Annotated in this window: 20 protein-coding genes; all 20 read right to left on the bottom strand. The window is 27.6% G+C overall.

All coding sequences use genetic code 11. The annotated features are described in order from the left end of the window. Nucleotides 1-7 precede the first annotated feature (7 nt). The 20 genes from F754_RS0103905 to nuoI all read right to left on the bottom strand — a co-directional run bounded on the left by F754_RS0103905 (nucleotide 8) and on the right by nuoI (nucleotide 20,989). Nucleotides 8-1,171 carry a 1-deoxy-D-xylulose-5-phosphate reductoisomerase gene (locus F754_RS0103905; protein ID WP_023648608.1) on the bottom strand — a complete coding sequence of 388 codons (1,164 nt, stop codon included), beginning with the start codon at nucleotides 1,169-1,171 and terminating at the stop codon, nucleotides 8-10. Then, on the bottom strand, nucleotides 1,172-1,867 hold the full coding sequence (locus tag F754_RS0103910; RefSeq protein WP_023648609.1) for a phosphatidate cytidylyltransferase: 696 nt from the start codon (nucleotides 1,865-1,867) through the stop codon (nucleotides 1,172-1,174). After that, nucleotides 1,867-2,541 carry a di-trans,poly-cis-decaprenylcistransferase gene (gene uppS / locus F754_RS0103915; protein ID WP_023648610.1) on the bottom strand — a complete coding sequence of 225 codons (675 nt, stop codon included), beginning with the start codon at nucleotides 2,539-2,541 and terminating at the stop codon, nucleotides 1,867-1,869. Before uppS ends, F754_RS0103910 begins: the two co-directional genes overlap by 1 nt. A 1-nt stretch (nucleotide 2,542) precedes the next feature. Continuing rightward, on the bottom strand, nucleotides 2,543-3,094 hold the full coding sequence (gene frr / locus F754_RS0103920) for a ribosome recycling factor (protein WP_023648611.1): 552 nt from the start codon (nucleotides 3,092-3,094) through the stop codon (nucleotides 2,543-2,545). After that, the gene (tsf, locus tag F754_RS0103925; protein ID WP_023648612.1) at nucleotides 3,095-3,946 is read right to left on the bottom strand and encodes a translation elongation factor Ts; all 852 of its coding nucleotides are present in this window, start codon (nucleotides 3,944-3,946) and stop codon (nucleotides 3,095-3,097) included. Between the two features lies 1 nt (nucleotide 3,947). Then, a complete protein-coding gene (rpsB, locus tag F754_RS0103930; protein ID WP_023648613.1) occupies nucleotides 3,948-4,766 on the bottom strand; it encodes a 30S ribosomal protein S2 in 819 nt (272 codons plus the stop codon). A 129-nt stretch (nucleotides 4,767-4,895) separates the two neighbouring features. Then, a complete protein-coding gene (gene dnaE / locus F754_RS0103935; protein WP_023648614.1) occupies nucleotides 4,896-8,312 on the bottom strand; it encodes a DNA polymerase III subunit alpha in 3,417 nt (1,138 codons plus the stop codon). Next, the gene (locus tag F754_RS0103940) at nucleotides 8,305-8,982 is read right to left on the bottom strand and encodes an ABC transporter ATP-binding protein (RefSeq protein ID WP_023648615.1); all 678 of its coding nucleotides are present in this window, start codon (nucleotides 8,980-8,982) and stop codon (nucleotides 8,305-8,307) included. The genes dnaE and F754_RS0103940 overlap by 8 nt, the downstream gene beginning before the upstream one ends. Next, nucleotides 8,975-10,210: a lipoprotein-releasing ABC transporter permease subunit gene (locus F754_RS0103945; protein ID WP_023648616.1), complete on the bottom strand. Its 1,236-nt coding sequence runs from the start codon at nucleotides 10,208-10,210 to the stop codon at nucleotides 8,975-8,977. Before F754_RS0103945 ends, F754_RS0103940 begins: the two co-directional genes overlap by 8 nt. Then, a complete protein-coding gene (locus F754_RS0103950) occupies nucleotides 10,207-11,541 on the bottom strand; it encodes a proline--tRNA ligase (protein ID WP_023648617.1) in 1,335 nt (444 codons plus the stop codon). The genes F754_RS0103945 and F754_RS0103950 overlap by 4 nt, the downstream gene beginning before the upstream one ends. Before the next feature lies 1 nt (nucleotide 11,542). After that, on the bottom strand, nucleotides 11,543-11,788 hold the full coding sequence (locus F754_RS0103955; RefSeq protein ID WP_023648618.1) for a DUF1467 family protein: 246 nt from the start codon (nucleotides 11,786-11,788) through the stop codon (nucleotides 11,543-11,545). After that, the gene (locus F754_RS0103960) at nucleotides 11,788-13,443 is read right to left on the bottom strand and encodes a ribonuclease J (protein ID WP_023648619.1); all 1,656 of its coding nucleotides are present in this window, start codon (nucleotides 13,441-13,443) and stop codon (nucleotides 11,788-11,790) included. The genes F754_RS0103955 and F754_RS0103960 overlap by 1 nt, the downstream gene beginning before the upstream one ends. Before the next feature lies 1 nt (nucleotide 13,444). Beyond that, nucleotides 13,445-14,191 carry a type III pantothenate kinase gene (locus F754_RS0103965; protein WP_023648620.1) on the bottom strand — a complete coding sequence of 249 codons (747 nt, stop codon included), beginning with the start codon at nucleotides 14,189-14,191 and terminating at the stop codon, nucleotides 13,445-13,447. Next, entirely contained in the window at nucleotides 14,192-14,746 is a 555-nt protein-coding gene (locus F754_RS0103970) for a biotin--[acetyl-CoA-carboxylase] ligase (protein WP_023648621.1), read from the bottom strand. Next, nucleotides 14,746-16,164 carry an NADH-quinone oxidoreductase subunit NuoN gene (nuoN, locus tag F754_RS0103975; protein WP_023648622.1) on the bottom strand — a complete coding sequence of 473 codons (1,419 nt, stop codon included), beginning with the start codon at nucleotides 16,162-16,164 and terminating at the stop codon, nucleotides 14,746-14,748. Before nuoN ends, F754_RS0103970 begins: the two co-directional genes overlap by 1 nt. 1 nt (nucleotide 16,165) lies before the next feature. Beyond that, nucleotides 16,166-17,647 (bottom strand): NADH-quinone oxidoreductase subunit M, encoded by a 1,482-nt coding sequence (locus F754_RS0103980; RefSeq protein ID WP_023648623.1) that lies wholly within the window; start codon nucleotides 17,645-17,647, stop codon nucleotides 16,166-16,168. Next, a complete protein-coding gene (gene nuoL, locus F754_RS0103985) occupies nucleotides 17,647-19,560 on the bottom strand; it encodes an NADH-quinone oxidoreductase subunit L (RefSeq protein WP_023648624.1) in 1,914 nt (637 codons plus the stop codon). Before nuoL ends, F754_RS0103980 begins: the two co-directional genes overlap by 1 nt. Nucleotides 19,561-19,562: 2 nt before the next feature. Beyond that, on the bottom strand, nucleotides 19,563-19,874 hold the full coding sequence (gene nuoK / locus F754_RS0103990) for an NADH-quinone oxidoreductase subunit NuoK (RefSeq protein ID WP_023648625.1): 312 nt from the start codon (nucleotides 19,872-19,874) through the stop codon (nucleotides 19,563-19,565). Then, the gene (locus F754_RS0103995) at nucleotides 19,867-20,499 is read right to left on the bottom strand and encodes an NADH-quinone oxidoreductase subunit J (RefSeq protein ID WP_023648626.1); all 633 of its coding nucleotides are present in this window, start codon (nucleotides 20,497-20,499) and stop codon (nucleotides 19,867-19,869) included. The genes nuoK and F754_RS0103995 overlap by 8 nt, the downstream gene beginning before the upstream one ends. 4 nt (nucleotides 20,500-20,503) lie before the next feature. After that, nucleotides 20,504-20,989 carry an NADH-quinone oxidoreductase subunit NuoI gene (nuoI, locus tag F754_RS0104000; RefSeq protein WP_023648627.1) on the bottom strand — a complete coding sequence of 162 codons (486 nt, stop codon included), beginning with the start codon at nucleotides 20,987-20,989 and terminating at the stop codon, nucleotides 20,504-20,506. Nucleotide 20,990 lies beyond the last annotated feature (1 nt).

Raw genomic sequence — 20,990 nt, forward strand, 5'->3', positions numbered from 1 at the left:
TTTAAGTTTATATACTTTTTTTTATAATTTTTAAACGAACATAATTATCTAAATCAAGAATTTCTTTAATACTTTGAGGAGATCTTTTCTTCAATTTATTAAATTCTTTTAAAGTAAGTATTTTCATTAACATTTTATAAATATCTTTAAATTTAATTTTATCTGCTAAGAAAAGTTCAACTAAAGTATCATTAGCTGAAACAATAACGGTCTCAAATAAAGAATGATTTTTAGGTAATAAATTTAAAATATTAATCATAGGATATTTTTTTTTATCAACGTTGTTAAAAGCTAGATTGTTTAAAGTTTTAATATCTAAATTTTTAGAAGGTAATTTTTTACTATTATAAAGGAAAAGAGTATTAAAAATTGGGATCTTCATAGTTGTGTCGTGAATAATAATTTTTGTAATTCCATTATTGAATTTTATTAATGCATGAACATAAGAATTTGGATGAATTAATATCTTTATTTGTTTATATGAAATATTAAAAATATTCTTTGCTTCTATAACTTCAAAAACTTTATTAATCATTGTAGCAGAGTCAATAGTAATTTTTTTTCCCATTCTCCAATTTGGATGATTTAAAACAAGAGATTTATTTATATTTCTAAATTTACTTAACGATGTCTTGTATAATGGTCCACCAGAAGCTGTTAAAAAAAACTTTTCAACATTTTCAACTTTAATTTTATTTAATCCAAACCATAATGAAAAGTGCTCTGAGTCCACTGGTACAAATAAAGTTTTATTTTTTTTTAATTCTTTTTCAATCAATTTCCAACCACAAATAATTGACTCTTTATTAGCAATTGCAATATTTTTAGTAAATCTGATAATCTTAAAAGTGGGTAGTAAACCTTGAATACCAATAATTGAGCTCATTACATAGTCAATTTTTTTATTAAAAATTTTATCTAAACAGTCAAAGTTATTAAAAATTTTTATCTTTTTATTTTTGTTGATTTTTTTTAAAAGTAAAAAATTTTTTTTATTGGTAATAATTATATTTTCAACATTAAACTGATTAGCCTGTTTTAACAATTTTTTATAGTTTGTATTTGCAGTTAAAAGTTTAATTTCAAAATTTTTTTTATTCTGATTAATAATTTTAATCAAAGTATCACCAATTGATCCTGTAGAACCAAGAATAGCTATTTTTTTTTTCATTTAAATTATCTTTAGTATGAAATATGAAAATGGTAATGCAAATATTATACCATCGACTCTATCAAGTACACCACCATGACCAGGTAAAATTTTACCAGTATCTTTAATTTTTGCTTTTCGTTTAAGATAAGAAATAAATAGGTCGCCCAACTGACTAACAAAAGAAATTAAAATAATTAGTACAATTGTATTAAATGTTGGCTCTAGATCAAAATATTTAAGCTGAACGATGATAAATAATGGAATTAAGCTAAATATAAAAGAACCAATAGTTCCTGAGATAGTTTTATTTGGACTAATTTTAGTTAATTTTTTTCCACCAATTAACTTACCAACTACATACCCTCCTATATCTGAAAAAAAACATACAGATATTATTAATAGAAAAAAAATTTGACCCTCTGTTATGTAAATTTGATATGATAAATAAAAGAATATTAAAAAAACATATAAAAAAGTCACAACATTTAAAAATAAAAGGTTATTATTAAATTCCTTCTTTTTATTATTTTTATGAATTTTAGGTTTGTTTTTGTTTATCATCTTTTTAAAAATACTATAGGCTTCAAAGCAAACTAAACCACATAATGCAAATAAAGAGATAATGAATATTATATTATGACTAAAGATTACTATTAATAATATAATAAATAATACTAATGAAGTTGCTATTCTCTTAAATAGATTTTTTGACATTAAATTTTACCAAAATTTCTTTTAATTTTTTTAAATTTTTTAATTATCTTGATATAATCTTTTTCATTAAAATCAGGCCATAATTTCTTTTCAAAGAAAATTTCAGTGTAAGCTACCTGCCACAACAAAAAATTACTTAATCTTTTTGTATTTCCAGTTCTAATTAAAATTTCTGGATCTGGAATATTTCTTGTTTGCAAATATTTCGATATATTTTTTTTATTAATTTTTTCTTTATTTTTTGTTATTAGTTTTATGGCGTTGATTATTTCTGATCTTGAACCATAATTTAGTGCTAAATTAATTTGAAGTGATTTATTTTTTGATGTTTTTTTTTCTGAAAATTTTAAAAGTTTATTTAATTCTTTAGAAAAATTTTTTTTTCCAATTATCTTAAGTTTAATATCTTGATTGTAAATATCACCTATTTTATTAGTTAAAAAATTTTTTAATATATTAAATAAATAATTTATTTCTTTTTTTGGTCTTTTCCAATTTTCAGTAGAGAATGCGTATAAGGTAAGATACTTTATATTCTGTTTGATTGTCTGTTTTATTATTTTTTCTACAGTTTTTAATCCCGCTTTATGTCCAGCATTCCTCGATTTTGCATTTTTTAAACCCCACCTTCCATTGCCATCCATTATAATGGCCACATGATTAAGTGGATTCATTTTATATAGTCATTATTTCTTTTTCTTTAAAAGAAACCTTTTCATCAACTACTTTAATATGTTCATCCGTAATTGTTTGAACATTTTTTTCAGATGATTTTTCTTCATCTTCACCAATTTCTTTTGCTTTTAATAGTTTTTTTAATTCTTCATTTGCTTCTCTTCGAATATTTCTTATTGAAACTTTACATTTTTCACCAATTGATTTTATTAATTTTTTTAATTCAGTTCTTCTTTCTTCATTAAGTTCAGGTACTGGTAATCTAATTAATTGACCATCTATTTGAGGGTTTAAACCTAAATCTGATTTTTTAATTGCAGCATCAACTAATGACACATTGTTTGAATCCCAAACTTGAATATTTATCATTCTAGGTTCAGGTGTAGTTATGCTGCCAACTTGATTTATAGGCATTTGTTGGCCGTAGACGTCAACCTTAACTAAATCTAACATTGCAGCATTAGCTCTACCAGTTCTAAGAGATGATAGTTCTTTCAAAAAAACCTCAATGGCTTTATCCATTTTGATGTTGTATGACTTTTCGTCAAACATTTACTCTCCGATCTTTATTCTATAAAATTCTTTTATTTTTAAATCAGCAATTGAAAGCTCTTTAACTATATCTTGTACCTTCTTTTTGGGCTCCATAACCCAAGCTTGAGTTAAAAGAGAATTTTCTTCTTTAAACTTATTCATCTTACCTAAGCTAATTTTTTTTGCAATATCCTCGGGTTTTCCAGAATTTTTTAACTCTTCAGTTACTAATTCTTGCTCTTTATCTATAACTGATTGGTCAATTAAATCAGAAGTAAGTGCTATTGGATTTGAGGCAGCAATGTGCATGGATAATTGCTTTCCAAAATTTTTAACAGTATCAGAGCTATCTTTTGTTTCTAAAGAAACAATCACTGCTAATTTTGAAATATTATCCTTAACAACTGTATGTAAATAATAATTATTTACTGTTCCAGAATTTTCGATTGTTTTTGCTTTACCTATTGTAATTTTTTCTCCAATTTTAGCGATTAAAGATACAACATTATCTTCAACTGTATTGCCATTTTTCATTTTAGAATTTTTTAAATCCTCTAAATTAGAGTTTTTTTCATTATTTAATTCACTAAGTTCTTTAACAAAATTTGTGAAATCTTCATTTTTTGCAACAAAGTCTGTTTCACAATTAACCTCAATAACTGATGTTTTAGTTTCGTCACCACTTACAGCAACAACACCTTCTTTTGCATCTCTAGACATTTTTTTTGATGCTTTCGAAATTCCCTTTACTCGTAAAATTTCAATAGCTTTTTCTATGTCTCCACCAGACTCTTTTATTGCAAGATTACAATCTTTAAATCCTGCACCAGTTGCTTCTCTTAATTTTTTAACATTTTCAATATCACTCATATTAATTTAAGGTCTCCTTTTTATCTTTAGAAAATTTTTCTTCTAGTTTTTCTCTATCAATTTCTTGAAGTGTTTTTCCTTGAGATATTTCTTTATTATCTTGGACAACTTCTTTTTTAGGTTCAGGAGCTGGAATTGAGTTCTTTGCATTATTGATAGTTTCTTTAATTAGATTACAATATAAATCTATAGATCTACGTGCATCATCATTGCCAGGGATTGGATAATCAATATTATCTGGATTTGAGTTACTATCAAGAATGGCAACTATAGGAATTCCTAATTTTACAGACTCTGCAATCGCTAGTGACTCATAATTTGTATCAATTATGAAAACCAAATCAGGAGTTTTTTTCATTTCAGCAATACCTCCCAATGATCTTTCAAGTTTATCTTTTTTGACATTCATTTTTAAAAGTTCTTTTTTTGTAAAACCTCTATTTTCAGCGACTAGATCAGCTTCATATTTTTTCATTTTTTTTATAGAGCCAGAAATAGTTCCCCAGTTAGTAAGCATACCTCCAAGCCACCTGTAATTTACAAAATACTGATCTGTTTCTTTGGCAACTTCAGCAATAGCTTCTGAAGCTTGTTTTTTTGTAGAAACAAATAAAATTTTTCCGTTATTTGCTATAGTTGTATAAATCTTCTCTAAAGCAACTTTAGTTAATTCCAATGTTTGAGTTAGATCCATTATATGGATTGAGTCTCTTTTTCCAAAAATGTATTTTTTCATTTTTGGGTTCCATCTTAACGTTTTGTGTCCAAGATGAACGCCTGCTTCTAATAATTGTTGTATTGTTATGTTAGGTATTTTCATATTTATTCCCGGTTAAGCCACCACAGTAATTTCCAATTAAGGACCGGAGGTATAAAACCAACAACTGTGTGCGTGTTAATTAAAATTAGGCCTTATTTACTAATAATTAGTGAAATTAACAAGTTTTATTTAGTTTATAGTGCAAGAAATTTCTCTTTTTCTAAACAGATTAAGTGATTTTCGGTCAAGATTCCTTGTTTTTTTAAGTTTAAATTTCAAAGTTTTATCATCATGAGACAAATTAAAATTAACCTCTGTGTTACCAACCTCAACAAGAATTTTTGAAATAGAATCTAAATTTTCATCAGAATTAACATTAAAAGAAACTTCTTTAATTGGGCTATTAAAAAGTTCTATTAATGACCCCATTTTTTGCACATTAATTCTTTTAAATCTGTTTTCATCATTTGAAATACTTTTAGCTAAAGTTAATAACAAAGAACTTCCTTCTTTTAAAATTTCTCGGTTTAATTCTAAAACATCTGAAAAGATAAATAATTCAAAAACACTACTCAAGTCAGTTAATTTTAGTACTGCATAAGAATTACCTTTTGCAGTTTTTCTTTCTTGGACTTTTAGCAAAGTTGCAGCAATATTAGCTTCTCTTGTATCATCATTAGAGTTAAAATTAGAATATTCAATAATTTTATAATCATCAAAAATTTCTGTAAATTGATTAAGAGGATGATCTGATATAAAAAAACCAACAGCTTCAAATTCTTTAGATAAACGTTCTTCAAACTTCCAATCATCTGTTTTATTAATGATATTATTTTCTGAAGTTTCATCTTCAGAAAATAGATCTATTTGATTTGCAGATTTATTTTCAAATATATTTTTAGTTTTAAGAATAAAATTCGGTATAGAGTCAAAAAGTGATTGTCGATTTTTATTTATATTATCAAATGCTCCAGCTTTAACTAAACCCTCTAGCTGTAATTTATTCATATCTTTTGGATTAACTCTATTTAAAAAATCATTTATAGATTGAAACTTACCATTATCAGTTCTTTCCTTAACAACATTAGAAATAGCTTCATACCCAACAGCCTTTATGCCTCCTAAAGCATAATAAAATTTATTATCAATTGTTCTAAAATCTGCAAAACAATCATTGATATCGGGTCTTACCACATCAACGTTTAATCTTTTTAATTCTTCATAAAATTCACTTAATTTGTTTTGATTCGAAATATCCATTGTCATTGATGCTGCAATAAACTCTTTAGGGTAATAAGTTTTTAGGAAAGCCGTTTGATAAGATATAATTGCATAAGCAGCAGCATGACTTTTGTTAAAACCATATTCTGCAAAGGGTTCGATCTTTAGAAAAATACCAGCGGCTACATCTTTTGCTATGCCATTTTTTAATGCACCTGCAATAAAACCCTGTTTTTGTTTTTCTAATTCTGCCCTTTTCTTTTTTCCCATTGCTCTTCTGAGAAGGTCAGCTTGACCAGCAGTAAAACCAGATAATTTTTGAGCAATTTGCATTACTTGCTCTTGGTATATAATGACTCCATAGGTTGGTTTAAGAATATCCTCTAGTAAAGGATGAAGATAATCTGGAGTTTGTCTCCCATGTTTACAATCATTATAGGTAGGTATATTGCTCATTGGTCCTGGTCTATAAAGTGCAACTAATGCAATAATGTCTTCGATATGATTTGGTTTCATTTGAACAAGTGCCTCTCTCATTCCAGCACTTTCAACCTGAAACAATCCAACTGTGTTACCACTAGACAATAAATCGAATACTTTTTGATCTTCATAACTGATATTTTCAATATCAAAATCTTTATCAATTTTTTTAACTAATTTTTGAGTATTATTAATAACAGTCAGTGTTTTTAGCCCTAAAAAATCAAATTTTACCAATCCTGCATTTTCTGCAGAATACATATCAAATTGCGTAGATGGTAATAACAGATTTGCTGAAATATCTTTGTATAAAGGTACTATCTCTGTAAGTTTTTTGTCAGCTATAACAACGCCGGCTGCATGTGTTGCTACGTTTCGATTTAAACCCTCAAGTTTTAGAGAAAGATTAGTTAATTTTTTAACTCTAGGATCTTCATTTACAAGTTTTTGTAATCTTGGTTCTCCAGCGATGCATTGAGATAAACTTTGAGGCCTTGATGGATCGAACGGTATCATTTTTGAGATACTATCAACAAAACCATAAGGTAAGCCTAGTACTCTACCAACATCTCTAATAACCATTCTTGCTTTTAATTTACCGAAAGTAATAATGTGAGCTACACTATCTTTGTATTTTTTTGTTAAATATTTAAACACAAGATCTCTTTTTTCCTCACAAAAGTCGATGTCAAAGTCTGGCATTGAAATACGGTCAGGATTTAAAAATCTCTCAAAAATTAAATTAAATTTAATTGGGTCAACATCCGTAATTGAAAGGCACCATGCAACAAGGGATCCAGCTCCTGAACCTCTGCCAGGGCCAACAGGAATATCATTATTTTTTGCCCATTTAATATAATCAGAAACAATAAGAAAGTAACTTGAGTATTTCATTTCAATTATAATTGATAATTCATGTTCTAATCTATCTTTATAATCTATGTATGTTTGATTGTTTTCAAGCTCATTGGCTTTGATGCCAAAAACTTTGTCAAATTTAATTCTTAAACCATGCAATGAATCTTTTTTTAAAAGATCATCTGCATTTCCTCCTTTTTCAGAACTTATATTAGGTAAAATTGGACTTGAAAATAGTGGTCTGAAATTACATCTTAAAGGGAAATTATAATTATTTTCTAAAGCCTCAGGTAAATCTGCAAATAATTCAGTCATTTCTGAATTATCTTTAAAATAATGTTGATTGCTTAGTCTAATTCTAGATTTTTCATTAATATAAGTTTTATTACCAATGCATATTAATGCATCATGCGCTTCATGCATTTCTTTATCTAAATAGAAAACTTCGTTTGTTGCAATTAAGGGAATTTCTAATTCTAAGGATTTATTTAAGTTAAATTTTTCAAAACCTAATTCATTTTGATCACCGTGTCTTTGTATCTCTAAATAAAATCGATCACTAAAATTTGATTTAAGTTTTTTATACAATTCAAGAATTTCACTAAATTTTCCTTTATTAAACAATTCACCAAACAATCCAAAAATAGATCCAGAAAAAACCGCAACACCAATGTTGTCTTCTAATAGTTCTTTAAAATCAATATGTGGATCAGAAAGTTCATCATTTTCAAGAAATGAAATTGATGATAATTTAATTATTCTTTTGTAGCCCTCTTCATTGAGTGCAAATAAAGGTAGTAAACCAGAGCATTCACCATATTTAAAATTAATTTGTGTACCAATAATTGGTTGTGTTCCAACTTTAGAAATTTTTTCAGCAAATTCTAATGCTCCACATAAATTTGATGTATCACAAAGACCTAATGCTTTTATTTTATTTGATTTTGAAAAATCTTGTAAATTATCAATTTTAACAGCACCTTCACAAATCGAGTATTGTGAGTGTATTTTTAGATGATTAAAATTTTGGTTAGAAGACTCATGCATTAATAGTTTTTATACTACCATCTGTCATCTCCAAAAGGCAATCTGCCTTATTAGCAAAAAATCTATTATGGGTTGCAAATATTATTAGTCTATTAGCTTTTTTTTGATTATTTAAAAGTTGAAATATTTCTTTAGCAGTATTTAGATCTAAACTTCCTGTAGGTTCGTCAGCAAGAATTATTTCTGGATCATTAATAATTGCTCTAGCAATTGCTACTCGTTGACACTCTCCACCAGATAATTGAGAAGGAAAATGATTTAATCTATTTGATAATCCAATTTTTTTTAATAAATCAATTGCTCTAGTTCTAGCTAAATCTTTATCATTATTTATAGATAGGTTTGCTAAATAAACATTTTCTAATGCTGTAAAATCAGATAGCAAATTATTTTGTTGATAGACAATTCCAATTTTTTTAGCTCTAAAAGTATCATTTTTTTTATTATTTGAGAAATTGACTAATTCATTATCAAATCTAATAGACCCTAGTGTTGGTCTATCTATTAAAGAAATTAAATTCAATAATGTTGATTTTCCTGATCCAGAGGGACCCATCAATGCATATATTTTTCCTTTATTAAAATTATAAGAAAGATTTTTTAAGACTTTAATTTTATTTTCAGTATCAAAGTGCTTTGAAATATTTTTTAATTTTAAAAAATTATTCATATTTTAAGGCTTGAATTGGATCTAAATTAGCTGCTTTAAATGCAGGAAATATCGAAACTATGATCGTTATTAATATTGAACATATTGATATCATCAAGATTGAATATGGATTAATTTCTGAAGGCATCGTGCTTAAAAAATAAATTTCCTCAGGGAATAAACTAATATTAAAAGTCGAGCTTAAAAATTGTCTAAAATTTTCTATATATAGTGAAAATGTAACACCTAAAAAAATCCCAAATATTGTTGCTGAAGTTCCAATTATAACACCTACTAAAAAAAATATTTTAACAATCGATTTATTTAAAACACCAATTGATTTCAATATTGCTATGTCTTTTGTTTTATTTTTTACTAAAATTGTTAATCCAGAAATTATATTAAATGCAGCTACAATAATTATCAAAGATAAGATTATAAACATAACATTTCTCTCTACTTTTAATGCAGAAAATAAAGAACTATTCATATCCGCCCAAGTGTAAATAAATTCTTGATCAAAAATTTTTTGAACTATTTGTTTTTGATCTTGTATATTTTTAGGATCTTTTAAATAAATTTCTAAGTTTCTATCTTTTTTTTCAAAGCCAAAAAAATCATCTAATGTATCTAAATTAATAAGAGCTATATTGTTGTCAAAATCAGCTAATCCACTATTAAAGATTGATGTTACTTCAAAAGTTTTTTGCTTTGGCATGCTTCCAATAATTGTTTCAACACCTGATGGTGACATAAGAGTAATTTTATCTCCTAATTTAAGATCTAAACTAAAACTTAGTTCGCTACCTATAGAAATTGAATTTTTTCCTAATATCGAACTTTCACCCTTAAATTTATCATTTTGAATTATTGATAATTTAGAAAATTCTTCAGGTTGATAGCCTCTTAAAACAATTCCTTTTGAAGTATTATTTTTTAAAATAATAGCTTCACCTGAGTTGCTAAAAATTAAATTTTTACTAATAAGTTTTAAATTATTATTATCTAATTTATCTCTTTGAATTCCATCATTATCGTAAGATTTTACAGTTATATGTGAGTTAAATCCTACTATCTTATTTACTAATTCTGTCCTAAATCCATTCATGACAGACATAACAATTATTAGGACTGCAACGCCAAGACTAATTCCTATAAAAGAAAAAATAGATATGACATTCAAAAAACCATCTTTTTTTCTAGCTTTTAAAAATCTAAAAGTAATTTCTTTTTCTAACGTAGAAATCAATTTAAAACTTTTTGTTTTGTTATAATTTCTATAATTTTATCTAAGCTTAAATTCTGAGTTTCACTACCAGTTTCTTTAAATTCTAGTAGATCACCCTCAGATTTCTTTCCAATAACAATTTGATATGGAGCTCCAATTAAATTCATCTTTTTAATTTTTGATGAATAGTTTTCATCTGTATCATCAATGATAGCCTCAATATTATTTTTAATTAGTTCAGAGTTGATATTATTGGCCTTTTCAAGAGCTGAGTTATCGTTTTTGTTTATCATTGGAATAAGCGCAATATCATATGGAGCAACAGACAATGGCCATTTCATGATTTCATTTTTTTCATCGTATTTAGCTTCAATAATAGCCCCTACTAATCTTGATACTCCAATTCCATAGGAACCCATCTTAACAAAATCTTTTTTACCTCCTGGTAAATCAACTGCAGCGTCCATAGCTTTTGAGTATTTATCGCCAAAATAAAAAATATGTCCTACTTCTATACCTTTTGTAATTAATCTATTTTCTTCTAAGACCATTTTTTCAAATTCACCTTTATCAAATTTTTCATCAGTCACTGAATAGAACTGCTCATATTTTTTACGCATCTGCTCCAATGAAGATTTTTCTAAATTAGTACCTTCACTAGTTAAGTCAAAAATACGTTTATCTGTAAAAATTTTACTTTCACCTGTATCAGCTAAAATTATGAACTCATGTGATAAATTTCCACCTATGGGACCTGTGTCAGCAGCCATTGGAATGGCTGTTAAAGATAATCTTTTGAAAGTTCTTAAGTATGATAAGAAAAATTTGTTATAAGAATAAAATGCATCCTCATCTGTAATGTCGAATGAATATGCATCTTTCATATAAAATTCTCTACCTCTCATTATTCCAAATCGAGGTCTAATCTCATCTCTAAATTTCCATTGAATATGATAAAGAAGTTGAGGTAATGATTTATAAGATTTAAATGAAGATCTAAAAATTTCAGTTACTTGTTCTTCGTTAGTTGGGCCATAAAGCATTTCTCTATCCTGACGATCTTTAATTCTGAGCATTTCTTCTCCATAATCATCATATCTACCACTTTCTTTCCAAATTTCACTTGATTGAATTGTTGGCATTAAAATTTCTTGTGCACCAATTTTATCTTGTTCATGTCTTACAATGGCTTCAATTTTTTTCATAACTTTAAAACCAAGTGGAAGCCATGAGTAAATACCAGCAGATGCTTGTTTAATCATTCCTACTCTCAGCATTAACTGATGAGATTTTATTTTAGCCTCTGAGGGGTTATTTTTTAATATTGGAATAAAAGATTTTGATAAAAGCATCTTAATTAATAATATTTCTTAAATTTAAATATTCAAATTTAATTAATAGATAAATTATAATAAAAATAACTGTTGTAATTCCAGTACAATATAAGAACTTTTTAAGCATTTTAGGATTTTCTGGTGATCCAGGATCTTCACCTTCTATTTTAACTGTTTTTAATCTATTTACATCAATTGGAAGAATAGCAAAAAAAACAATCCACCATATGATTATATAAATTATAGCTAAACCGGTAACACTCATTAAATTCTTATCAAATTAATATTTGTAAAAGGTTTTTTTCCAGTTTTTTCTTTTGAAAATTTTCTACAAGCTATCTTGAGTGCATCAATTAGATTATGTTCTTGTTGTTTGCTTCCTAGTTTAAAGGTTCTAGTAATTTCTTCGATCGCATCCTCTAAACCGTATACAAATTCTTCAGTATCATCAACTGGAATACCCCTAAAAGTTAAAACTGGTCTTTTGTGAATATTGCCTTTTGGTGTGATTAATATAGTGGCTTCAATATATCCATTTGCACTCAAATTCTTTCTATCTTTAATGGAAGGAGCATCCTCAACAACACTAATGTTGCCATCAACATAAAGTCTGCCACTTGGTGCTTTGTCATATACCTCAGGTTTTCCAGGATATAACTTAACAATATCACCATTTTCTACCTGGACAGGGTTGGGTACATTCATTTCTTTTGCAAACTTCATATGTTCTATCATGTGTCTGTGCTCTCCATGAACAGGGATAGCACACTGTGGTTTTACCCATTCATACATTTCTCTAAGATCATCTCTATTTGGATGTCCTGAGACGTGAACAAATTCATTTTCTTCAGAAATTACTTCAATACCATCTTTAACTAATTGATTTTGTAAATTGTATAATTTTTTTTCATTACCTGGAATAATTTTAGATGAAAATATAACAGTATCATCTTTTTCTATAAATACATCTGGATGAGTATATTTAGCTATTCTCATTAGTGCAGCCATTGGCTCACCTTGACTACCCGTACAAAGATAAACTATTTTTTCTCTTGCAATATTTTTAGCCTCTCTAGCATCAATGGGCTCAATAACATCTTTTAAATAACCACATTGTCTAGCTGCTTTGAATATTCTATGCATTGATCTTCCAACTAAAGATATTTGTCGGTTAGTTTTTTTAGCACAATAAAAAGCTGTTTCTAGTCTAGCGACATTTGAAGCAAAAGAAGCAATAATAATTCTTTTTTTCAAACTACTCATGATATTTAACATACTTTTTCTAACATCTAGTTCTGAGCCAGCTTTACCCAAGCTAAAAACATTAGTTGAGTCACATATCATTGCTAGAACACCTTCTTTACCTATTTCTTTAAGTCTATTTGAATTTATTTTTCCACCAATTAAAGGTTCTGGATCAATTTTCCAATCTCCTGTATGTAAAATTACCCCAGCTGGTGTTTCTATTCTTAAGCCATTTGGTTCTAGAATTGAGTGAGTTAATGTTATGTATTCAATTTTAAAAGGATCTAAATCAATCGTTCCATTTAATTGTACTATTTTAAGATGTTTGGTTATATCTATGTGTTTTTCTTTAAATTTTTCTTTAATAAGAACTGCCGTGAATGGAGTAGCAAATATATTGCACTCAAGTTGTGGCCACAGATGCGCTATAGCCCCAATATGATCTTCATGAGCATGAGTTAAAACAATTCCTAAAAGATCTTCTTTCTTATCAACTATAAATCCTGGATCAGGATAGATTAAATCAATACCTGGAAGTGTATCATCAGCGAAGGTAACACCTATATCAACCATTATCCATTTGTGTTCACCTGGCTTACCATAAGCAAACAAATTCATGTTCATACCTATTTCACCAGATCCACCTAGTGGACAAAATAATAATTCATCTTTCATGTTATTTAATTAATTTTGAAATTTTGATTAGACCGTTAATTGTAATGTCTTTATTGTGATAAACTTTCGTATTTATTGATTTTTTAAATAAATTAGAAAATCCTCCAGTTATTATTACTTTAAAAGACTTTCTAGTTTCTTTCTTAATTAATTTAACAATATTGTCAATTAAACCTGCATAACCCCAAAAAAAACCAGATCTAACTGCTGATACAGTGTCATTCCCTATGACATTTTTAATCATTTTAAGATTAATTTTAGGAATTAGTGTCGCTTTGTCAGATAAAGTATCTAAAGAAAGGCTAATACCAGGAGCAATAATTCCTCCAGTGTAAGTGTCTTTGATCAATACATCAAATGTTGTTGCTGTTCCAAAATCAAGAATAATAAAATTATTCTTATTATTAATCAGACTTATTGCATTGGTTATTCTGTCTGAACCAACTTGTTTATAATTAACTTTTATTTTAATTAAAGATTTTAAATTTAAATTTTTTACTTCGTAACAATTAATTTTAGTTTTTTTAGAAAGAAATTTCTTAATTAAATTAAAAGATTTTGGTACAACACTACAAAATAAAATTTTATTAATTTCTTGGTAATTAGGTTTGAGTAAACTAAAATATTTACTTAATTTTTTTTGACTTAAATTTTTCGATGAAAAAGTTATTTTTTTAATTATTTTATTTTTTGAAGAAACTAAACAGAGTTTAGTATCTGTGTTTCCAATATCACCCAGTATATGCATTTATCTTTTATTAACTTTATTATTAATTTTATACATTCTTGATAAATTTTTTACAAAAATTACTTTCAATTCATTTTCAAAATTAATCTTATTTATAGGCTTATTAATCAATTCAGATAAATTTGTTGTTGGATAATTCTTAATTTTAGGACTTTTGATTAGATTAACGCCTATTCCCACTATTAAAAATTCATTTCCTGAAACAGAAATTATTTCTTGTAAAATTCCACTAATTTTTTTTTTATTAATTAATAAATCGTTAGGTTTTTTAAATACTATCTTTTTGTTGTAATATTTTTCTATAGTTTTTTTAACTAACAAACAGTTTATTTTTGTTAGAGTGGAAAGAGATATATTGATATTTTTAATTTCATGAAAAAAACTTACAAATAAGTTTCCTTTATTAGAAATCCACTTTTTTCCGTATTGACCTTTACCACTTAATTGTGTGTCAGCTGTGACCATACCAAATTTAAAATTAGAATATTTAATAATTCTAATTGCTGTATTATTTGTGCTATTAACTTTTTTAAATCTAAATTTCTTGAGTCTCATCAGATAATATTAATTCTTGATACCACATCAATTAGTTGACTTGGGAAAATGAAGTATAAAAGAATCAATATTGTAGAAAATGTAAGTGAAAATTTTAACCAAAGACTGTGGTCTTCATCATATTTTTCTTTTTCTTTGTCGAAGTATATTATTTTTATAATTCTTAAATAATAAAATGCTGCAATAACAGTGGATAACAAGCCTACGATTGCTAAGAAGTACATTGATTGCTCAATCACCGCCTTAAAGATGTAAAATTTAGCAAAAAAACCAGCTAATGGTGGAATTCCCGCTAAAGAAAATAGTATAACTAATAAAGATAAAGATAGTAGAGGGTGGTTTTTAGATAATCCCGAAAGATCATCTATATCTTCGTAATATTTATTATTCCTTTTCAGCATTAACAAACAAGAAAATAAAGCCAAGTTCATAATAACATAAATTGATATGTAAATTATTGAACTTTGAATTCCTTCGTTAGAACCTGTTGCTAAACCAGCTAAGGTATAACCGATATGTCCAATTGAGCTATAAGCTATAAGTCTTTTAATGTTAGTTTGACCTATAGCTGCTATTGCACCAAAAAGCATAGATGCTAAAGATAAGAATACTATTATCATTTGCCATTGATCGATTAAACTTAAGAACGGAACATATAAAAATCTTATAAATACTGTTAATGCAGCAATTTTAGGTACCATTGTGAAAAATAAAGTAACAGATGTTGGTGATCCTTCATATACATCTGGAGCCCACATATGAAAAGGCACAGCTGAAATTTTAAATGCTAGTCCTACAAGTATGAATACAATACCAAAAGTTAAAACATATTCATTTGAATTAAGTTGATCTGAAATTACATTAAAGTTTGTTGATCCTGAAAAACCATAAATTAATGAGCAGCCGTATAACAACAATCCTGACGATAAAGCACTTAATACAAAATATTTCAAGCCTGCCTCAGATGATTTTAATTGATCTCTGTTAAAAGTTGCTAATACATAAAGGGCTAAAGACTGTAATTCTAAACCCATATAGAATACCATTAGATCATTTGAACTGATCATTACCATCATACCTAAGACCGAACTTAATATTAAAACTGGGTATTCAATTTTATAAATTTTAAAAGTTTTAAGATAAGTTGACGAGATAACTAAAACTAAAAAAGCACCAAACAATGTAATAATTTTCATCAGTGACGACATATAATCAATTACAACACTATTATTGAACAAAGTTACTCGATTAATACTAGAAGTTTCGTTAAAGGTAATTATCGCTGTTATTAAAAGAACCAATAATGAAATGTTAAAAATAATTTTTGAACTATCATTTTTAAAAACACCTAAAACTAATAAAAACATGATTGATAGTGAGATAAATATTTCAGGTAATACTAAATTAAGATTATCCATTTTATTTAATTATAATATTTAAATTATACATATTAATTAGATCTTTAACCGAAACCTCTATTGTATTAATTAATGGATCAGGATAGAAACCAAAAAATAATGTTGGTACTGCCAAACAAGCTAAAATAAAATATTCTGATTTATTTAGATCAATCATTCTCTTAAGATCATCGTTGATTAACTTTCCAAAAACCACTCTTTTATAGAGCCATAACATATAAGCAGCTCCAAGAATTACACCTAAGCTAGCTAAGACAGCGACTAAAAAATTATCTTTAAAAGCACCCATTAAAATTAAAAATTCTCCAATAAAACCACTTGTCCCGGGTAAACCTAGTGCTGCAAGAGTAAATAACATAAATAAAATTGAGTATTTAGGAATGATTGTCACTATTCCTCCATAAGTGCTGATCATTCTTGAGTGCATCCTATCATAGACAACCCCAACACATAAGAACAATGCAGCTGATACTAAACCGTGACTAATCATTTGAATTATACTTCCTTCAATACCTTGCTGTTGAAGAGTAAATATTCCTAATGTCACAAAGCCCATGTGAGCTACTGATGAATAAGCAATAAGCTTTTTCATGTCTTCTTGCATTAACGCAATTAAAGATGTGATAATTATTGCTATTACACTTAAAGTATAAATTAAAGGAGTAAAAATTTCTGATGCAATTGGAAAAAGTCCTAATGAAAATCGAATAAATCCATATCCAGCCATTTTAAGCAAAATTGCGGCTAGTAATACTGACCCAGCAGTTGGAGCTTCAACGTGAGCGTCAGGTAACCAAGTATGAACTGGCCACATAGGTGTTTTTACTGCAAATGAACTAAAAAAAGCTAACCATAATAAATTTTGATACTTTGCATCAATACCAAGTTCATAAAGTTTAATCACATCAGTAGTGCCTGAGATCCAATAAATTGAAATAATTGCAACTAACATCAGTACGGAGCCCAGAAGTGTATATAAAAAGAATTTAAAAGCTGAATACACTCTTTTGGGTCCGCCCCAAATACCTATAATTAAAAACATTGGAATTAAGCCAGCCTCAAAAAATAAATAGAAAACAACTAAGTCAAGTGCACAGAAAACTCCAATCATAAAGCTTTCCATAATTAGTATTGCTATTAAAAAATCTCTTAACCTTGTTTTGACTGAATTATTTACTGAAATGATACATAGAGGAGTTATAAATGTTGTTAATATGATAAATAAAATAGAAATTCCGTCTACACCTACTTTGTAATTAATAAAACCTTCAATCCATATTCTTTCTTCAATAAATTGAAAATTAGATGTTGATTGATCAAAAGAGATCCATAAATAAATAGAAATAAAAAAATTTACAGCTGATGTGAATAAGGCAACATATTTTGCTGTTGAATTATTTCCTTCTCTATCTTTTGTAAAAAATAAAAAAAGTGCTCCAACTGAAGGGAGTAGAATTAAAGACGAAAGAATCGGAAAGTTCATTATTTGACTATTAAAAAAGTTAACAAGGCTGAAAAGCCTAATAACATGACAAAAGCATACTGATATATAAAACCACTTTGAAATTTATTAGCTTTTATTGAGCATTTTTTTATAAATGATGAAATTCCATCTGGTCCAAAACCATCAATTAATTTTCCATCACAAAACTTCCAAAAAAATAATCCTAATTTTTTTGAGGGATTTATAAAAATGACGTCATACAATTCATCAAAATACCATTTATTAACTAGGAACTTGTATAATGGCTTATTCATATTAGCTATATCATTTGGTAATTCTTTATTTTTGACAAATAAGTAATAAGCAATTGGTATAGACAGTAATACCAAACAAGGTGTCATTAGCAAAAACCATGTTGGTGGATGTTCAGTACTTAATGGTTCTAAAAATTTGATAGACTCTGCCCAAAATAAATTGTCTTTTCCATGACCAATAAATAAATCTTTAAATAAAAAACCAGCAAATATAGCTCCAATAGATAATATTATTAAGGGTATCAACATTACTAATGGGGACTCGTGTGTCTCCTCAATTTTTACCTCTTTATTATTATATTTACCGTGAAATGTTTTAAAGATTAGTCTCCATGAATATATTGAGGTTAGAAATGCTGTAAAAATCCCAATTCCAGCAGCATAATATCCAGTAGTGTTTCCTTTTAAATATGCAAATTCAATAATTGCATCTTTAGAATAAAAACCTGAAAGAAAAGGAAAACCTGTTAATGCTAATGTTCCTATAATCATCAAAGCATAAGTGTAAGGAAGTTTCTTCCATACACCTCCCATATTATTAATATCTTGCTCATCTTTAAATGCGTGAATTACAGAACCAGAACCTAAAAATAATAAAGCTTTAAAAAATGCATGTGTAAATAAGTGAAACATTGCAACATTATAAGCACCCACACCAGCTGCAAAAAACATGTAGCCTAATTGACTACAAGTTGAATATGCAATTATTTTTTTTATATCAGTTTGAACTAATGCAACTGTTGCAGCAAAAAAAGCTGTCGTCATTCCAATAATAGTTATCAAATTTAATATTAGAGGTGAGTATTCATAAATTGGTGAACATCTAACAACCAAAAAAACACCAGCTGTTACCATTGTAGCAGCATGAATTAATGCAGATACTGGTGTTGGTCCTTCCATTGCATCTGGTAGCCACGTATGTAACAAAATTTGGGCCGATTTACCCATTGCACCAATAAATAATAATAAGCAAATTAAATCTATAGCTTTAACTTCAAAACCTAAAAAGAGTAAATTTTTATCTACAACTGTTGGAATTTGTTGGAATACCTCTGAATAATTAACAGTACCAAATAAATAAAAAACTAAAAAAATTCCTAGTGCAAAACCAAAATCACCTACTCTATTTACAACAAAAGCTTTAATTGCTGCGGCATTTGCACTTTCTTTTTTAAACCAAAAACCAATTAAGAAATATGAACAAAGTCCAACCCCTTCCCAGCCAAAAAATAGTTGAATAAAGTTATCTGAAGTAACTAACATTAACATTGCAAATGTAAATAACGACAGATATGCCATAAATCTCGACTTATGAGGGTCATGAGACATATAACCGATTGAATAAATGTGAACTAAAGACGAAACAGAAGTTACTACTACCAACATCACAGCTGACAATGGGTCAATTAACATCGACCAATTTACATCCAATGACCCTGAATTTATCCAAGTAGCTATAACAATATTTTTTTCATATTGATTTATAATTACTTGATATAATACAAAAATTGATAACAGCGCAGATATTGAAACAAGAGCGCTAGTAACAATTTCTGAGTTTCTATCTCCAATATATTTTCCAAAAAAACCTGAAATAATTGAAGCAATAAGTGGAAGAAATAAAATAGAAATTTCCATAATTACCCTTTCAACTTATCTATTTCTTCAACTCGGATAGTTCCTGAATTTCGATAATAAACTACGATAATTGCCAACCCAATTGCGGCCTCAGCAGCTGCCACTGTTAAAATAAATAGGGTAAATACTTGTCCAGCAAGATCTCCTAAAAAAATTGAAAAAGCTACCAAATTAATATTAACCGCAAGGAGAATTAATTCGATACTCATTAAAATTACAATGATATTTTTTCTATTTAAAAATATACCTATAATTCCAATTGAAAAAATAACTGCTCCCAAAGTTAGATAATGTCCCAAACCAATTTCATTCATCAATCTTAACTCCTTTGTTGGTTTCAACTTCTAACACTTGAACACCCTCTGATCTTTCTCTTGATATCTGTTTTATGTAACTTTGTTTTTTAACACCTTCTCTTTTTCTAAAAGTCAAAACAATGGCACCAACCATAGCTACTAATAATATCATTCCACTTATTTGAAAAATATGGATATAATCAGTATAAAGTACTTGTCCTAATGAATGGGTATTACTTACACTAAAAGCTTTAAATGAATTATTAATATTAAATAAATCAGGTTTATATTTCCAGCCAGCAATAACTATTATTAATTCAAAAAAAATTATTGTGCCAATAATTAAACCAACAGGTATATGTTTAGAACTTTCTTTTGAGGCAAACCATTGATTTTTCTGTTGAGCTACATTCAACATCATAACTACGAATAAAAATAGAACTGCAACTGCCCCAACATAAACAATCAGCATTATCATTCCTAAAAATTCAGCACCTATCATTATAAATAGGCAAGAAATACTAATAAAATCTAAGATTAAAAAGAAAACTGAGTGAACTGTATTTTTTGATGCAGTAACCATTATAGCTGAAATCACAGCTATGATTGAAAAAGTATAAAAAAAAATTGAATGAGCTATCATGGATCTATCTATATGGATTATCAGCTTTGATATTTGCTGCTAAAACATTCTCCCATCTATCTCCATTATCTAAAAGTTTTTCTTTAGTGTAATAAAGTTCCTCTCTAGTTTCGGTAGAAAATTCAAAATTTGGGCCTTGAACTATTGCGTCAACTGGACAAGATTCTTCGCACAAGCCACAATATATACATTTCATCATATCAATGTCATATCTAGTCGTTTTTCTGCTACCATCTTCCCTAGCAGTAGACTCGATTGTAATTGCTTGAGCTGGACACACAGCCTCACATAATTTACAAGCGATACATCTTTCTTCTCCGTTTGGATATCTTCTTAAAGCATGTTCTCCTCTAAAACGTGGGCTTATTTTACCTTTTTCAAAAGGATAATTGATCGTTTTCTTTGGTTTAAATAATTCTTTAATTGCAATCAACAAACCTCCAATAAAGTCTGTCATGAATATTGTTTTAAAAAATCTTGATATTTTCATA

The organism is Candidatus Pelagibacter ubique HTCC8051 (assembly GCF_000472605.1).
GTDB lineage: Bacteria > Pseudomonadota > Alphaproteobacteria > Pelagibacterales > Pelagibacteraceae > Pelagibacter > Pelagibacter communis_B.

Excerpts from the sequence above, each read along its gene's own strand:
- F754_RS0103950 (WP_023648617.1), bottom strand. The coding sequence starts at position 11,541 with ATGCTTTTATCAAAATCTTTTATTCCAATATTAAAAAATAACCCCTCA.
- F754_RS0103955 (WP_023648618.1), bottom strand. The coding sequence starts at position 11,788 with ATGAGTGTTACCGGTTTAGCTATAATTTATATAATCATATGGTGGATT.
- nuoL (WP_023648624.1), bottom strand. The coding sequence starts at position 19,560 with ATGGAAATTTCTATTTTATTTCTTCCACTTATTGCTTCAATTATTTCA.
- nuoN (WP_023648622.1), bottom strand. The coding sequence starts at position 16,164 with ATGGATAATCTTAATTTAGTATTACCTGAAATATTTATCTCACTATCA.
- F754_RS0103965 (WP_023648620.1), bottom strand. The coding sequence starts at position 14,191 with ATGCATATACTGGGTGATATTGGAAACACAGATACTAAACTCTGTTTA.
- nuoI (WP_023648627.1), bottom strand. The coding sequence starts at position 20,989 with ATGAAAATATCAAGATTTTTTAAAACAATATTCATGACAGACTTTATT.
- tsf (WP_023648612.1), bottom strand. The coding sequence starts at position 3,946 with ATGAGTGATATTGAAAATGTTAAAAAATTAAGAGAAGCAACTGGTGCA.
- F754_RS0103910 (WP_023648609.1), bottom strand. The coding sequence starts at position 1,867 with ATGTCAAAAAATCTATTTAAGAGAATAGCAACTTCATTAGTATTATTT.
- uppS (WP_023648610.1), bottom strand. The coding sequence starts at position 2,541 with ATGAATCCACTTAATCATGTGGCCATTATAATGGATGGCAATGGAAGG.
- F754_RS0103970 (WP_023648621.1), bottom strand. The coding sequence starts at position 14,746 with ATGAGACTCAAGAAATTTAGATTTAAAAAAGTTAATAGCACAAATAAT.
- F754_RS0103905 (WP_023648608.1), bottom strand. The coding sequence starts at position 1,171 with ATGAAAAAAAAAATAGCTATTCTTGGTTCTACAGGATCAATTGGTGAT.
- rpsB (WP_023648613.1), bottom strand. The coding sequence starts at position 4,766 with ATGAAAATACCTAACATAACAATACAACAATTATTAGAAGCAGGCGTT.
- F754_RS0103995 (WP_023648626.1), bottom strand. The coding sequence starts at position 20,499 with ATGATAGCTCATTCAATTTTTTTTTATACTTTTTCAATCATAGCTGTG.
- F754_RS0103980 (WP_023648623.1), bottom strand. The coding sequence starts at position 17,647 with ATGAACTTTCCGATTCTTTCGTCTTTAATTCTACTCCCTTCAGTTGGA.
- nuoK (WP_023648625.1), bottom strand. The coding sequence starts at position 19,874 with ATGAATGAAATTGGTTTGGGACATTATCTAACTTTGGGAGCAGTTATT.
- dnaE (WP_023648614.1), bottom strand. The coding sequence starts at position 8,312 with ATGCATGAGTCTTCTAACCAAAATTTTAATCATCTAAAAATACACTCA.
- F754_RS0103960 (WP_023648619.1), bottom strand. The coding sequence starts at position 13,443 with ATGAAAGATGAATTATTATTTTGTCCACTAGGTGGATCTGGTGAAATA.
- F754_RS0103940 (WP_023648615.1), bottom strand. The coding sequence starts at position 8,982 with ATGAATAATTTTTTAAAATTAAAAAATATTTCAAAGCACTTTGATACT.
- frr (WP_023648611.1), bottom strand. The coding sequence starts at position 3,094 with ATGTTTGACGAAAAGTCATACAACATCAAAATGGATAAAGCCATTGAG.